The sequence below is a fragment of the Bacteriovorax sp. As-1 genome, from assembly GCF_058446905.1.
Genome location: NZ_CP184341.1, coordinates 3,358,023 through 3,370,455, shown reverse-complemented (window position 1 = coordinate 3,370,455; position 12,433 = coordinate 3,358,023). Strand labels below are relative to the sequence as shown.

Genomic DNA, 12,433 nt, shown 5'->3' with positions numbered 1-12,433 from the left:
TACTTTTATGAGTCAAAACACTATCAAAAAAGGCCGCATTTTAGTTTACCGCGTTTACGATATCGGAGAGGAAATTGACCTGGAAAAGGCCGAGAAGATCCTTCAGCAAGAAAACGCCGCCCGCTCAAAGTTCAAACTAAAAAAGATCAACCAACAGGCCGTGATCGTATCCAACGACCCTCTAAGTGTCTCGCTTGGAAACTATGCTTACTCTGACCACGACATGTCCTTCAATCCGGAAGTCAGTGCTAAAATCTGGGAATTCGGGGCGCTTTCAATTACTTTTGATTTCCCGATTACTGAAGGCACAACGATTGATCAACTGCGCGCGATTTCAGATCGCATCCAAAACTACGACCTGCTTGACGTCTATGCTAGAGGCAAGGCCCGCGAGCTCTCTTTGCAGATTAAAGACTCTATGGCCAAGACCAACGAGTGGGAAGTCAACGAAGATTATATCCTCTACTACATTGAAAGTTTCGCTAACAATTACCAAGACGCTTCGACCATTCTGGCCGAAGAAGACATTGCGGCCCTAATCATCAATGAAGAACGCGACCAACTTGCTCCGCAAATTAAAGAGCGTATCTACAGCTCAAAGCTGCAATACTATAAAAACGACCTGGCCATTATCGACTGGAACTCGGCCTTTATTATTGAGCCAAGCGGCTCAATGGACATCCCGGACGTTATTGAGTTTGCCCTCAACCAGCTCCTGGAGATGCGCTACTACGATGATCTTCTTGATAAAAAACTAAAGGATCTCTACTCAGCAGTAGAACTTAAAGAGATGAGCATTTTCTCGTCTCGCTATACGGATTTAGCGCTTGAAGCGGGTCAAAAATATATTGAGATCGCCGAGATTGTTGAGGCCGTAGAAAACTCTCTTAAGGTCATCGGTGACCTTTATCACTCAACTGTTTTTAGAACGGCCTCAAATAAGTTCAGGTTCTCTGACTGGCAGGGCTCAATCGACAATAAGCTAGATAATATGGCCGAGCTCTGTAAGCTCCTTCTGGACAACATTACCTCAAGACGAAGCCATCTGCTCGAGCTGATCATTATCGCGCTTATTTCTATCGAGCTGATCCCTTTTGTGAAACAGCTCATAGATTATATGAATCGCTAAAATTTTCGGGTCTAGTTAAGAACTGGTCTTACTCTTACCGACATTCCACGGAAAGACACGCGCGAGTCCTGGTTAACTTTCGCGATGATTTCTTTTTTGTAGAACGCACGGGTACCACTCGCCTTGTAGAATTTCATCTCAAGAGCGATTTCATCAGCATGCTTCCCACGGCGTGGGTTAATTTCGACAAGGACGTTCTTGTCGCCGACTTTCTTTTCTAGTTCCGCTGTCTGGTAAAAAGGCATTGTGAGGTCTGAATTGACCGTTTTGTTCTTTGCTTTAAACTGCAGGTTAAGATTGACCATCTGGGCACTTTTCGTCCCTTGAGCATTCATTGCTCTGCCGTCGATAGCGGCACTTGCTCCGAAAGAAGCCAGTAATAGAAGTGATAAGCACATTGTTTGCAAACGTGATCCGACCATTTTTTTCACCCTCATAGTAAAAAAAGTTTTGTTGTTGTTTTTTTAGTATAAAGATTTTCGAAACACGCTGGCAATCTAAAATTTTTTAATCTCTAAAATTTCTGGGAGCAAAAATTCACTCGCGCGAGGTGCTTTGGTGAAATCAATTTTGAATGCACGAAGAGCAATTCCATTTTGAGAAAACTCTTCATTGGATGAGTAGAGAGCGTCGCCGATGATCGGGTGTCCATGGCGGAAGAGTTCATAACGAAGTTGGTGAGAGCGCCCGGTGATTGGGTTCATTTCCCAATGAAAAACCCCATTTTCTACACCTGCTAAAAAGGCCGTGGTTAAACTCTCCTTTCCATGAGGAGCTTCATAGGCACGCTTTTTTCCACGCAGTAATTTACATTTCCAGTTGTAGCTTTCACCCACTTTAAATATCTCGCGGGCCTCAGGAAGCGGTTTTGTCATGGCCACATAAGTCTTAAGAACTTCTTTTTTTTCAAACCAGGCATTGCCGGCCTTGTGGGCGGCAGGAGTTTTGGCGTACATAATGAGCCCCTGAACTTCAAAGTCCAGGCGGTGAACCGGATAAATGGTGATCCTTAAATCGCTCTCCAGGATTTTTCCCAGAACCGGACGTCCATCGTCTTCGCCCATTCGGCCGGGAACACTTAAAACCATGGCCTTTTTGTCGACAATAACAAAGTGTTCATTCTCTAAAACGATGTCGTAGAAACTCATTTCCCGCTGGCCCCATAGTTAGGAAGAACGCGGGCACTTGGGTCCGTTACTTTACAGTTTTCCCAGGTCTGATTCGGCATCCAGTAATCTTTAATTAAGTGGGCGCGACCTGGATAGAACTCTTCAAAAATCTCGCGGTATAAAAGCGATTCTTTAGTGAACGGTGTTTTGTACGGATATTTTTTGTAAGCGTTTTTCACGTCTTCGTCGGTGTATTGTTTTTCGGCATAGGCCTTAAGTTCGTCCACCATACTGTGTCCGACGGCATCTGAAAAGGCTGCTTTGTCTCTCCAAAGAATATGATCTGGCAGAAGCTTCTTTTCTCCGTCGCCTGCTTTGAACGCCTCTCTTAAAAGAAACTTCCCCATCCCCGTCGTGTTCATTTTTAATTTTGGGTCAATCCCCATCACAAACTGGACGAAGTCTTTATCTGAAAATGGCACGCGGGCCTCAAGCGAATGGGCCGAAATACAGCGGTCAGCGCGAAGTACATCGTAAATATAAAGCTCGTGGATTCTTTTAGCTGCTTCCTTCTGGAACTCTTCCGGACTCGGTGCAAAGTCGGTGTACTTGTAACCGAAGAGCTCATCGCTCACCTCACCACTTAAAAGAACTTTGATATTGGTTTTTTCTCCGATGTACTTACACACCAAATACATTCCAATTGAGGCCCTCACGGTTGTGATGTCCCAGGTCTCAAGATGGTAAACAACTTGTCTCAGGGCCCCCAAAACGTCGGCCACTGTCATGGTCACGTTAGTGTGATTTGCGCCGATGTAATCGGCCACATCTTTAGCGTATTTTGAATCGATCGCATCATCGGTCATCCCGATAGAAAAAGTGCGGATCGGTTTTGAACTTATCTCTTGAGCAATAGCACAGACGAGACTTGAATCAAGACCTCCACTTAAGAGAAATCCGATCTCAGCATCTGACTGCAGCCTCTTTTTTACTCCCTCACGCAAACGAGAGTTGATACCTTTTAGGATCTCAGGATTTGAAAGCTCATGGAAGCTTTCGGCCTTTGAAAGATCCAGGTAGGAAATTAATTTTTCGCCGTCATAATAATGCCCGGGAGGAAAAGGTGTAATTTCAGAACAGACGTCAACTAAAGCTTTTACCTCAGAGGCAAAAGCAATTTTTCCTTCTTTGGTTTTTCCGTAAAAAAGTGGCCTGATTCCCATAGGATCACGGGCGGCCAGGAGTTTGCCTTTTTTCTCATCCCAGATAACTAAAGCGTATTCAGCATCAAGGGACTGCACCATTTTTTCCATTCCCCACATTTCATAGAGGGGCAAGAGGACTTCACAGTCAGAGTGAGAGATGAACTGATGGTTTGTACATTTTGTTTTAAGCTCAAGGTAATTATAAATTTCGCCGTTACACACCAGCATATTTCCAGATGAAGTTGAAAAAGGCTGGGCCCCAAGAGGTGAAAGATCCATGATGGCCAGGCGGTGAAAGCCGATGACACCTTTTTTAAAGGCCACAACTTTGTGATCGTCAGGACCGCGGTGAGTGAGTTTATTGTAAAGATTTTTAAAAGGACCTAAGACGCTAGAAGACTGAGAAGAATCAAACTCTCCTTCGATTACGATAAAACCGCACATCTACCAAACTCCCTGGATTAATGTTTTTTGTGAACCAAAAAACATACTTCCATCATAGCATGCTGGCCTAAAATTTTGGAAGAGTGTCTAAATGGAACATATGAGTGGCAGATTTAGCCTTCTCTTCAAAGAGAATTTGCCCCTGAGACAAGACAAAAACTCCGCCCAATTGCATGCCATCACCCTCAAGGCGTCCAACACCATGACCTTTTAAAATTCCAGCATAAATATAGCGGATCCAGGTCATGGGTCCAAAAAGCTGATAAAGGCTTCCGCGCTTTAAATTTAAACTTTTATATAGGGCGCGACCGGGGTCAGAAACGTGGTGAACGGGATGCTGATAGTAACGGGCGAAGAACTCATTGCCGAAGTCCAAATCGCTCATGTGAACAAAAACAGGAGTCAAATGGCGCTCATTAATCGCCGATTCAATTTTAGACATCTCCGCCACTGTTTCACGGCAAAATGTACACCCGAAGTGGCGTACAAAAACTAAAAGGACATTGTGATTGCGAGACAATTCCAAGAGAGAAATATTTTGGGAAGTGCGAACATACTTAATCAGGTCACTGAATTTCTTAGGCTCACTGTCTTCTGCAATCTCATTGTCGTAAGCACAAAGCAAAATATAGTAAAAAGGAAGAGGCCAGATGGCATGACTAAGCAACATAAACAAAGAAAATGGGGCAGGAAAAATGTGAGTGACTAAGGCCTTAGCAAAAACGAAAGTGCCTAAAAGCGATGAAAGTAAACCGACCATAACTATCGGCCAATACCTATCCGAATCAAAGCTGGCGATAAAGTAACCTACCCCCATTACTGCGGCCCCCATTCCCAAGAGTTGCCAGAACTCAACCCCTGAAAACAGCTCAACTCCAAAAAGACGCAAAAATCCTTGAGGAAATAGAGCTACGACCAGACCCCACAACAGGCCATAAATGGCACTTGTTCTTAGGATTTTTTGATTAACATCAACAGTAAAGAAATTTTTCATACCAAGATTCTAACCTGACTTTTCTACCTTGGGAAATAAGACCGCGTTTAGACAGACCTAAATTTTAGCAATAGAGAGGTCACCACTGGCGCTTTTACCATTAATGAATACTTGATATTCTTCGGTTTCTCCGATCGCATTAAATAATTTTCCCGTGGCACTCTTATAATCAACGCGAATCTTACAAGTTGATGGAAGTGAAAGAGTCATCTTGCCAGTAGCACTCATTAAATCCAGGTCGGCCCTTCCTGAACAAGTTTTATAGGCAAATGACATGGCCCCTGTTGCCGTTTTTGCCGAAATATTTCTTAAAACATCCCCTGAGACACCTACACTCCCAGTCGCTGTTTTAACATCGAGTGCTCCACTAATATCTTTGACAGTTACAGCAGCCGTTCCTGATGAAATATTCATATCAAAATTTTGTGAGACGGGAACTGTCACTGTCACATCATAATTGCAGTCAGCTTTTTCAAAGATAATATTCTCACTCGTGATTTTGACGTTGAGTTGAGTATTTTCCAGGCCAATGGTCTTGATGCATTTGCTGTTTTCTTTGGAGTTTTGTTCCACCACATAAACACTGATATCTTTTTGTGTCTTCGATGAAACCAGTACAATTTTACCTTTTGGTACCGATACACTTAGCGACTTAATTCCGTTTGAAGGAAAACGAAGTGGATTGGCCACATCAGCAAAAACATTCCCAGAAATAAGTGCGATAAAAAGAGATAAAACTAATGACATAAATCACCCGTTAGTTAAAATGGAGTTGTCCTACAATCCTAGCAGAGAAAGCTTTTAAAATGAACTCTCGAAACATACTTTTATTCTCTATTTGCTCTCTTATCTGGGGGACAACCTGGTTTGTCATTAAGTTCCAAATCGATAGCACAGGTCCAATTGCCGGGGTTTTCTTCCGCTATGTTTTGGCCGCAGCAATGATGTTTGCCATCAATATTTTCTTTATCAAAAAAAGCTTGAAATACCCGCTCGCCAATCACAAGTTTTTTATGCTCCAGGGCCTTTTTAACTTCTGCTTAAACTACATCCTGACTTATGTTTCTGAGCAATACATCAATTCGGGACTGGTCGCTTTAACCTTTACCGTTCTCATCTACTTCAACATGCTGGGAATGAAACTCATCTATAAAAAAGAAATTTATAAAAACGTTATCTACGGCGCCATCATGGGATTTTTTGGGATCATCTTTTTATTCTGGAGAGAGATCTCTAACTTCAGCGCCGACAAAGTCACAATCTTTGGAATTGTTATTGGGATCGTAGCTACCTTATTTGCATCGATTGGAAATATGTTTGCCTATAAAAACCATCAACTCAAAGTTCCAGTCATGACTTTTAATGCCTGGGGGATGTTGTATGGGGCAGCTTTTAGCTTAATCATCGGGCTCATCCAGGGCGAGAGCTTTTACTTTCCGACTACTCCATCATTTCTTTTTTCTCTGACTTACTTAAGTCTTTTTGGAACAGTTGTGGCCTTCTGGGCCTACCAGACATTAGTGGGAACAATTGGAGCAGACCGAGCAGCCTATACGAGCATCATTTCCCCGGTCATTGCCATGATTATTTCGTCGGTGTTTGAAAACATCGTCTTCACTCCCCAACTTTTTGTTGGGATTCTACTTTGTTTCTTTGGGAATTTACTGGCGCTTAAAAAGCCTCAAAAAAGTGGTGTGGCCCCAAGACCAGCATAAAGAAGGGTCCCGCCTTTTAAACGATCAATGAGGTCCTGGTGATAGCGCATCTCCAGTGCCGGACAACCATAGCTTCTGCCGATTTTTTTCCCAGGCTTCACGTAATCTGCTCCATGAATAACGATAGCGCGGGCGCGAGCATTTGAATTGGTGCTTGAGAGTCCATCAAGTCTAAGCGAATAACCATTTTGCCCATTGTATGTTTCGGCAGTCAGGTAGAAGCCAAGAGAGCTCATCAGCGAGTCTGGTGTATTGGAAAACTTTGTCGCATATCCATCATAATCTGGATCAGAATTTTTCCCATGGGCCGTCAAGTAAGTTTCGACTCTTCCTGATTCCATATCAATGATGTAAAAACGTTCCTTAGAATTATGCTGTTTGAAATCAATCACACCCATCAAGCGCTGATTTTTAATCTTCTCAAGATGAGAATCAAAATAAGCGATGGCCTCTTTTAATAAATTTTTGGGAACAAGCTGATCGGGATCTAAATGTGAATAGTCTCTAAAACTTTGCGCCTGGGCGATTTGAGTGAACAAAAGAAAAAGGCCTGCAAAGAGTCCGGGATAAAATGAATTTTTCATAAATCCATTTTATCGCCCTTAAATTTTTTCGCGTTTGCTGGGAAAAAAGTGCTTTAAATTAACTCTCTAACCAAGAAATCAATTGATCAAAACACCCGGCAACACCTTTATAAACACGGCTTTCCGGCGACATTGATTCAAGGGCAGAGATAAGTTGATCCCTTTGATAAGGATTGTTTTTCACTTCCAGACCCGACATAAAAGTCACACCGATAGTAAAAAGTGAAGCATCCACATGAGGAAATCCCCACATCACTTGCCTCTCAATCCTGAAGTAAAAAGGAATGGCGGCATCTTCGTTAAAACTTCTTCCTTTCCATGAAACCGGGTCTACTCCAGCTGGAGGAATCGGGTGATGGTTGAGTCTCTGGTCAGTTACAAAACTCCAGATGAAGCGCACGTAAGGCCCTTTATTGATCATGGTCTCGACCAGTTTGTCGGCCACGCGGTTTATTTTATCAATGCCAGGAATCGGTACATGGATATCAAAGAAGTTCATTCCAATTTTATCTTCTGCTGACCAATGGCTTGGGCTACACAAGTGAAGAAGTCCTAGATGATCTTTAACGTTGTCTCCATCAACACTTCTACAAACCATGGCGATGTCTTCTTCAACTTGCAAAGAAAGTGCATCGAGAATGTGTTCAACGGGAGGAGAAATTGGAGCAATCGAATGAAAGCTTACAAAGTCAAAATTGTTATCGACAATCAGTCGGTCTCCAGTGTGCACGCACTCCAGAACCTGATCTCTAAAAATAAAATACTGTGGGTATTCTTTGATTAATTCTTCGATTAAAAACCGCGCCAGCACATTCACGCGCTCAGCACTTAAGTCTTTCATGCAAAAATATTTTGAGAGTCTCTCAGCACGGCACTCTAGCTTATTTTGTCGGTATTCTTTAAACTTGGAAGAAATGAGAAAGACCTTTTGGTCGAAATCTCCGTTGCCGAAATCATATCCCAGCGAGCGAAGTCCCGGAGCGACAACATATTCGCCTCTCTCAATCGGGAAGAATTTAGGGTCATTGGTGCTCATATCCTGATTAAAACATGAAGTTATTAATTTGAAACCAAGTATTCTCAAATTTTTTACTTTATATCTATTGATTTTCCTCATTTCCGACATTGATTTTATCGAATATCACGCCGCCTATAAAGAGACGATACTAAGGTTGTAGAACAAAGGAAAAAAGGAGAATTTTCTATGAAAAATCCTTTAGTAAAAGCGAAAGCGATCAACCTCGATAAAGAGAAAGTATTCCTAGCTGGTGTGGCCCTTTTAATCGCCATCCTCAGTGCGCTAGTGATTATGCCAATGGCCCAAGCAAATGACCAGGCCCTTGCTAAATTATCTGCCCAAGAAGAAATTATTTTGCCTCCCTTCGAACTAAAATCGCAAAAATTAGGGCACTAACCCTTAAGCCCAGTGAAAAAAATTCACTGGGCGGCGCTTTTCCCCTCTCCCATCTATACAATTTCCGCCTTTTTCTCTAATCTCCCCCCATGACTGAATTAAGACCCAACCAATCCGTAAAACTCCTTCAAGAGCTGCATATTCTCACCAGAGACGGCAAGCTTAACCAGGACAGCCGAAGAAAACTTAAACAGGTCTATCACCTCTTCAATTTTATCGAGCCGATGCTTAAGGAGCTGGCAGAAAAAAAAGACGACTACACACTGGTTGATCACGGTGCGGGAAAATCGTATTTAGGTTTCATCATTTACGATCTGTTTTTTAAGAATCAAGGACAAGGGACCATCTACGGGATTGAAACCCGCGATGAGCTGGTAAAAAAATCCATTGAACTTGCTCGCGACTGCGAATTTCCCCGCATGAAGTTTCTCAATCTTTCGGTTGAAGCTTCAATGAACGATTCATCACTACCGGAACAAATCGACATGGTCACGGCCCTGCATGCTTGCAATACGGCGACAGACGATGCGATTAAATTTGCTCTTCAGAAAAAAAGCCAATACCTGGTGCTTGTTCCTTGTTGCCAGGCCGAAGTGGCCTCTATCCTTCGCAAAAACAAAGCACAGACTAAAACATCATTGAGTGAAATCTGGAGACACCCTCTACACACCAGAGAGTTTGGAAGTCAGCTGACTAACGTTCTTCGCTGTCTGCAACTTGAGGCCCATGGTTATCAAGTCACAGTGACTGAGCTGGTAGGTTGGGAGCACTCGATGAAAAATGAACTTATCATTGCTAAATTCAATCCGGACACCAATAAGAAAAAAGCGGCCCAGCGTTTAAGTGACATCCTAGGCGAATTAGGACTCACAGAACTTTCTGAGCGCTTCTTTCTCCCATAACTAAGCGGCACCGTTGACCGTTTTAAGCAGGTCAGAAACCACTTTCTCTAATTCCACAGCATCGTTATTCAAGTTATCCGCTACATTGGAAAGCTCTTGCGACGTATGCGAGTTATCTTGAGTGACTACATCCAGTTGCCCCATCGCTTTAGTGATTTCACTGATTCCTTGCGACTGCTCAACACTGGCATTAGAAATTTCCAAGGCCATGTCTGAAGTCACTTTTACATTGGTGACGATCTCTTCTAAAATCTCTCCACAGTTGCGGGCGACAGAGTTTCCGTATTCCACTTTTGTTTTTCCTTCCGTCAGAAGCTTATCAACTTTCACTTTTGTATCATGGACAATGCGCTCAACGGTCTGGATACTGTTATCAAGCATGCCGCTGATTTCGGTAGCAGCCTCTCCACTGACTCGGGCCAGGTTTCCAACTTCTTCGGCGACAACCGCAAATCCTTTTCCATTTTCTCCCGCTCGTGCCGCTTCTACTGAAGCGTTGAATGAAAGAAGTTTTGTCTGGAACACGATATCGTTAATCACTTTGGTTTTATTTCCAATATCGTGGATGAGTTTAACAATCTCTGCAAGCTCCTGGTTAGAGTGATCAATCTCGCTCCTAATGTTCTCATTAGAGTGATTGATCTCTTCCATTGAGTGAATCATCTTCTCTACAATATCACTTCCTTTTTGCGCTTTTTCCCTCGAGACTGAAGAGGCCTTGGAAGTTGACCCAGCATAATCTGAAGTCTTCTTGATCATCGCTCCCACTTCTTCCAGCGAAGCGGCCGTCTGTTGCAGGGAAGCTGTTTGCTCGACGTTAGATTGCGATAAATCAGTTGAATTTGACTTCATTTATTGAGAAGTGCTGGCGACATTGGAGCTTACTCCTGAGAGAACTTCAGCGACTTTCTTTAAATTATCCAGAGGCGCTTTGATTAAGGTAAAGGCCAGAGCTATTGCAACCACAATCGGAACAAGTCCAAACAAAACTGTTTTAAGGTTGTTTTTATCGACTTCGCGAAGGGCTTCAATTTTATTAATGTCAGTTTTAATCGCAAAGACTCCATGGAGTTTACCATCGCTCCAGTTCTCCATTTTATAACCGAGAATATCTTTTCCGTTCCCCCATGGGCTGGTCGCAGGGGCGCCATGACAAGTCATACAGCCTTGAGACTCTGAGAGCCTGACTGGTTTATAAACAGTTATCGACTCACCATCGTCGTGAACATATTTTTGAAGCTCTTTGTTTTCCTGGAATTTTTTAAAAATAGAAAGCTCAAAATCAGTGGCCATATTTTCTTTTTTTCTTGGCTCATCAGAAAACACTCTAAACGAATACCCTTCCGCTTCAGCATCTTTTGCCCCAATTTTCATGGCCGCAAAAATAGGAACCTGTTTTAAGACTTCTAATTTGTCATTATCGCTCATTTCTGAATCCGACTTGTATTTGCCCTTCATGCGCTCAACAATCGGTTTTAAACCGCCTTGCAAGGCCACAAACTCAGTGGCAGCTTCAAGTCGCGAGTGAATGGTTGCTGCCTTTTCTTCAATTCCTTTTTTCAGATCTGCGTGGGCAAAATACAAGGCCATCCCAATGGATGTCCCTGAACAAATCAGACATGAGATCCCGACGATTAAAAGAATTTTTGTGCTAAATTTGAAGTGCTGGTAGCTCTTCATAGACGTTCCCCCGCTTTTGTTTAACCTCTGTTCGAAGGGGGGTTGCACTTTCTCCACATGATAAATATCATGTGGAGATAAATAAGTTTTCCTCACTAACTCACAAATTTCAATTAATGTGAGAGTTTGGAAAAGAAAGGTTCAGCCAAACTCGAGACTGGCCAAGAAAAAATTAAGTAAGTTAAACATAAAGTATGATTAATAACCTGAAAAACTATTTAAAAGAAAGAGGCTTCAACATCTTCTTTGCTACAAGAGCCAGCAACATTGACTGCCTCTCTACACTACTGACCGATGAAGATAAAGAAAGAATGCTTATTCTCTTAGGCAGCGGTGGGAAACTTCTTTGGGAAAAGCTTCCAAAAAAAGAAGGTGAACATCCGATTGACTCATACACGTTGAATGTTATGAAAGAAGCAAGTGAGATTTTTTTAAGCAATGATCTCACACTTCTTTTTCCACACGACCAAAAGATTTTACCGCTTCAACAAATCGGAAGGCACTTCAATCTTTGTCACCCATCACCATTTGGACCCGACCTCTCTTTTGAATTTGGCCCATGGTTTGGGTTCCGTGGAATTTTTCTCACGTCTTTTCCGCTAACCGAAACGGCGCCCTTAGAACCATGGGATTCACCTTGCACTCCATGCCCAAGGCCATGCCTGAATGAAAAAGAGTTCTCTCTTGCGCGTCGTTTATGCCCTTTTCATAAGGAGCATCAATACACGACAGAGCAGGAAGATTATCATTTAAAGGTATTATCAAAGTGGCAGAACGCGTAATCCTATAAAATTCATTGTGATTTAACCCTCTCCAAGGTAGAGTTCACCCAAAGATATTAGTCCAGAGGATCAATCGAAATGACGACCGATAAAAAGACAGTGCTGATTATTGAAGACGACATGGACATCCGTGAGCTAGTTGCTGAAATCTTAACCGATGAAGGATATATCACTAAAACGGCCGAAAATGGTCGCGTTGGATTAGACTACCTTATCGCTTGTCCAAAAGATTCTCTTCCAGATTGCGTGATTCTCGATCTCATGATGCCAGTTATGACTGGACTTCAAGTGATGGAATATCTTTTAAGCAACCACGCCAATGACCTGGCGAAACTTCCCATTATTATAACAACGGCCAAAGGAAATCCAAAAGAAGATCTGGTCAATATGCCTGCCAACGTCACTAAGATTAGAAAGCCGATGGATGTTAACGAGCTTATCGATACAGTGGCCAAACACAGCCAAAGATAATTGC

Annotated in this window: 15 protein-coding genes; 6 read left to right on the top strand and 9 right to left on the bottom strand. The window is 42.7% G+C overall.

Features of this window, described 5'->3' with window-relative positions; genetic code table 11:
- Positions 1-7: 7 nt before the first annotated feature.
- Positions 8-1,129, top strand: coding sequence for a hypothetical protein (locus ACN20O_RS17120; RefSeq protein WP_491635435.1), 1,122 nt, complete (start codon positions 8-10; stop codon positions 1,127-1,129).
- Between the two features lie 11 nt (positions 1,130-1,140).
- Here ACN20O_RS17120 and ACN20O_RS17115 read toward each other — a convergent pair whose 3' ends face one another.
- From ACN20O_RS17115 to ACN20O_RS17095, 5 genes are all read right to left on the bottom strand, one after another.
- Positions 1,141-1,551 (bottom strand): hypothetical protein, encoded by a 411-nt coding sequence (locus ACN20O_RS17115; RefSeq protein WP_491635433.1) that lies wholly within the window; start codon positions 1,549-1,551, stop codon positions 1,141-1,143.
- Positions 1,552-1,626: 75 nt separating this feature from the next.
- Positions 1,627-2,277, bottom strand: a complete 651-nt coding sequence (locus tag ACN20O_RS17110) for a pseudouridine synthase (protein ID WP_491635430.1) — start codon at positions 2,275-2,277, stop codon at positions 1,627-1,629.
- On the bottom strand, positions 2,274-3,887 hold the full coding sequence (gene asnB, locus ACN20O_RS17105; RefSeq protein ID WP_491635428.1) for an asparagine synthase B: 1,614 nt from the start codon (positions 3,885-3,887) through the stop codon (positions 2,274-2,276). Before asnB ends, ACN20O_RS17110 begins: the two co-directional genes overlap by 4 nt.
- A 67-nt stretch (positions 3,888-3,954) precedes the next feature.
- On the bottom strand, positions 3,955-4,881 hold the full coding sequence (locus tag ACN20O_RS17100) for a SelL-related redox protein (protein ID WP_491635426.1): 927 nt from the start codon (positions 4,879-4,881) through the stop codon (positions 3,955-3,957).
- 57 nt (positions 4,882-4,938) lie between these two features.
- Positions 4,939-5,628, bottom strand: a complete 690-nt coding sequence (locus ACN20O_RS17095) for a DUF4097 family beta strand repeat-containing protein (protein WP_491635424.1) — start codon at positions 5,626-5,628, stop codon at positions 4,939-4,941.
- 59 nt (positions 5,629-5,687) lie between these two features.
- On the opposite strand from ACN20O_RS17095, the gene ACN20O_RS17090 reads away from it, so the two are divergent.
- Positions 5,688-6,596 (top strand): DMT family transporter, encoded by a 909-nt coding sequence (locus ACN20O_RS17090; protein ID WP_491635421.1) that lies wholly within the window; start codon positions 5,688-5,690, stop codon positions 6,594-6,596.
- Here the strand turns inward: ACN20O_RS17090 and ACN20O_RS17085 are convergent.
- Entirely contained in the window at positions 6,563-7,180 is a 618-nt protein-coding gene (locus ACN20O_RS17085; RefSeq protein WP_491635419.1) for a murein L,D-transpeptidase catalytic domain family protein, read from the bottom strand. The two genes, ACN20O_RS17090 and ACN20O_RS17085, sit on opposite strands and share 34 nt — an antisense overlap.
- A 58-nt stretch (positions 7,181-7,238) precedes the next feature.
- Entirely contained in the window at positions 7,239-8,216 is a 978-nt protein-coding gene (locus ACN20O_RS17080; RefSeq protein ID WP_491635417.1) for a heme-dependent oxidative N-demethylase subunit alpha family protein, read from the bottom strand.
- 168 nt (positions 8,217-8,384) lie between these two features.
- Here ACN20O_RS17080 and ACN20O_RS17075 point away from each other — a divergent pair, with 168 nt between their 5' ends.
- Both ACN20O_RS17075 and ACN20O_RS17070 read left to right on the top strand, forming a co-directional pair.
- Positions 8,385-8,594 (top strand): hypothetical protein, encoded by a 210-nt coding sequence (locus tag ACN20O_RS17075; protein WP_491635415.1) that lies wholly within the window; start codon positions 8,385-8,387, stop codon positions 8,592-8,594.
- Between the two features lie 89 nt (positions 8,595-8,683).
- Complete coding sequence (locus ACN20O_RS17070; protein ID WP_491635413.1) at positions 8,684-9,496, top strand: class I SAM-dependent methyltransferase; 813 nt, start codon at positions 8,684-8,686, stop codon at positions 9,494-9,496.
- Here the strand turns inward: ACN20O_RS17070 and ACN20O_RS17065 are convergent, their stop codons facing one another.
- Both ACN20O_RS17065 and ACN20O_RS17060 read right to left on the bottom strand, forming a co-directional pair.
- The gene (locus tag ACN20O_RS17065) at positions 9,497-10,348 is read right to left on the bottom strand and encodes a methyl-accepting chemotaxis protein (protein ID WP_491635411.1); all 852 of its coding nucleotides are present in this window, start codon (positions 10,346-10,348) and stop codon (positions 9,497-9,499) included.
- Positions 10,349-11,176 (bottom strand): Tll0287-like domain-containing protein, encoded by an 828-nt coding sequence (locus ACN20O_RS17060; RefSeq protein WP_491635409.1) that lies wholly within the window; start codon positions 11,174-11,176, stop codon positions 10,349-10,351.
- Between the two features lie 194 nt (positions 11,177-11,370).
- Here ACN20O_RS17060 and ACN20O_RS17055 point away from each other — a divergent pair, with 194 nt between their 5' ends.
- Together ACN20O_RS17055 and ACN20O_RS17050 are read left to right on the top strand one after the other, a co-directional pair.
- A complete protein-coding gene (locus tag ACN20O_RS17055; RefSeq protein ID WP_491635407.1) occupies positions 11,371-11,958 on the top strand; it encodes a hypothetical protein in 588 nt (195 codons plus the stop codon).
- A gap of 78 nt (positions 11,959-12,036) precedes the next feature.
- The gene (locus ACN20O_RS17050) at positions 12,037-12,429 is read left to right on the top strand and encodes a response regulator (protein ID WP_102243538.1); all 393 of its coding nucleotides are present in this window, start codon (positions 12,037-12,039) and stop codon (positions 12,427-12,429) included.
- The last annotated feature ends 4 nt before the right edge of the window (positions 12,430-12,433 follow it).

What these genes read in the sequence shown, in the direction of transcription:
- ACN20O_RS17050 (WP_102243538.1), top strand. Translation starts at nt 12,037, where the DNA reads ATGACGACCGATAAAAAGACAGTGCTGATTATTGAAGACGACATGGAC.
- ACN20O_RS17065 (WP_491635411.1), bottom strand. Translation starts at nt 10,348, where the DNA reads ATGAAGTCAAATTCAACTGATTTATCGCAATCTAACGTCGAGCAAACA.
- ACN20O_RS17080 (WP_491635417.1), bottom strand. Translation starts at nt 8,216, where the DNA reads ATGAGCACCAATGACCCTAAATTCTTCCCGATTGAGAGAGGCGAATAT.
- ACN20O_RS17090 (WP_491635421.1), top strand. Translation starts at nt 5,688, where the DNA reads ATGAACTCTCGAAACATACTTTTATTCTCTATTTGCTCTCTTATCTGG.
- ACN20O_RS17115 (WP_491635433.1), bottom strand. Translation starts at nt 1,551, where the DNA reads ATGGTCGGATCACGTTTGCAAACAATGTGCTTATCACTTCTATTACTG.
- ACN20O_RS17070 (WP_491635413.1), top strand. Translation starts at nt 8,684, where the DNA reads ATGACTGAATTAAGACCCAACCAATCCGTAAAACTCCTTCAAGAGCTG.
- ACN20O_RS17055 (WP_491635407.1), top strand. Translation starts at nt 11,371, where the DNA reads ATGATTAATAACCTGAAAAACTATTTAAAAGAAAGAGGCTTCAACATC.
- asnB (WP_491635428.1), bottom strand. Translation starts at nt 3,887, where the DNA reads ATGTGCGGTTTTATCGTAATCGAAGGAGAGTTTGATTCTTCTCAGTCT.
- ACN20O_RS17085 (WP_491635419.1), bottom strand. Translation starts at nt 7,180, where the DNA reads ATGAAAAATTCATTTTATCCCGGACTCTTTGCAGGCCTTTTTCTTTTG.
- ACN20O_RS17120 (WP_491635435.1), top strand. Translation starts at nt 8, where the DNA reads ATGAGTCAAAACACTATCAAAAAAGGCCGCATTTTAGTTTACCGCGTT.
- ACN20O_RS17110 (WP_491635430.1), bottom strand. Translation starts at nt 2,277, where the DNA reads ATGAGTTTCTACGACATCGTTTTAGAGAATGAACACTTTGTTATTGTC.
- ACN20O_RS17095 (WP_491635424.1), bottom strand. Translation starts at nt 5,628, where the DNA reads ATGTCATTAGTTTTATCTCTTTTTATCGCACTTATTTCTGGGAATGTT.
- ACN20O_RS17060 (WP_491635409.1), bottom strand. Translation starts at nt 11,176, where the DNA reads ATGAAGAGCTACCAGCACTTCAAATTTAGCACAAAAATTCTTTTAATC.
- ACN20O_RS17075 (WP_491635415.1), top strand. Translation starts at nt 8,385, where the DNA reads ATGAAAAATCCTTTAGTAAAAGCGAAAGCGATCAACCTCGATAAAGAG.
- ACN20O_RS17100 (WP_491635426.1), bottom strand. Translation starts at nt 4,881, where the DNA reads ATGAAAAATTTCTTTACTGTTGATGTTAATCAAAAAATCCTAAGAACA.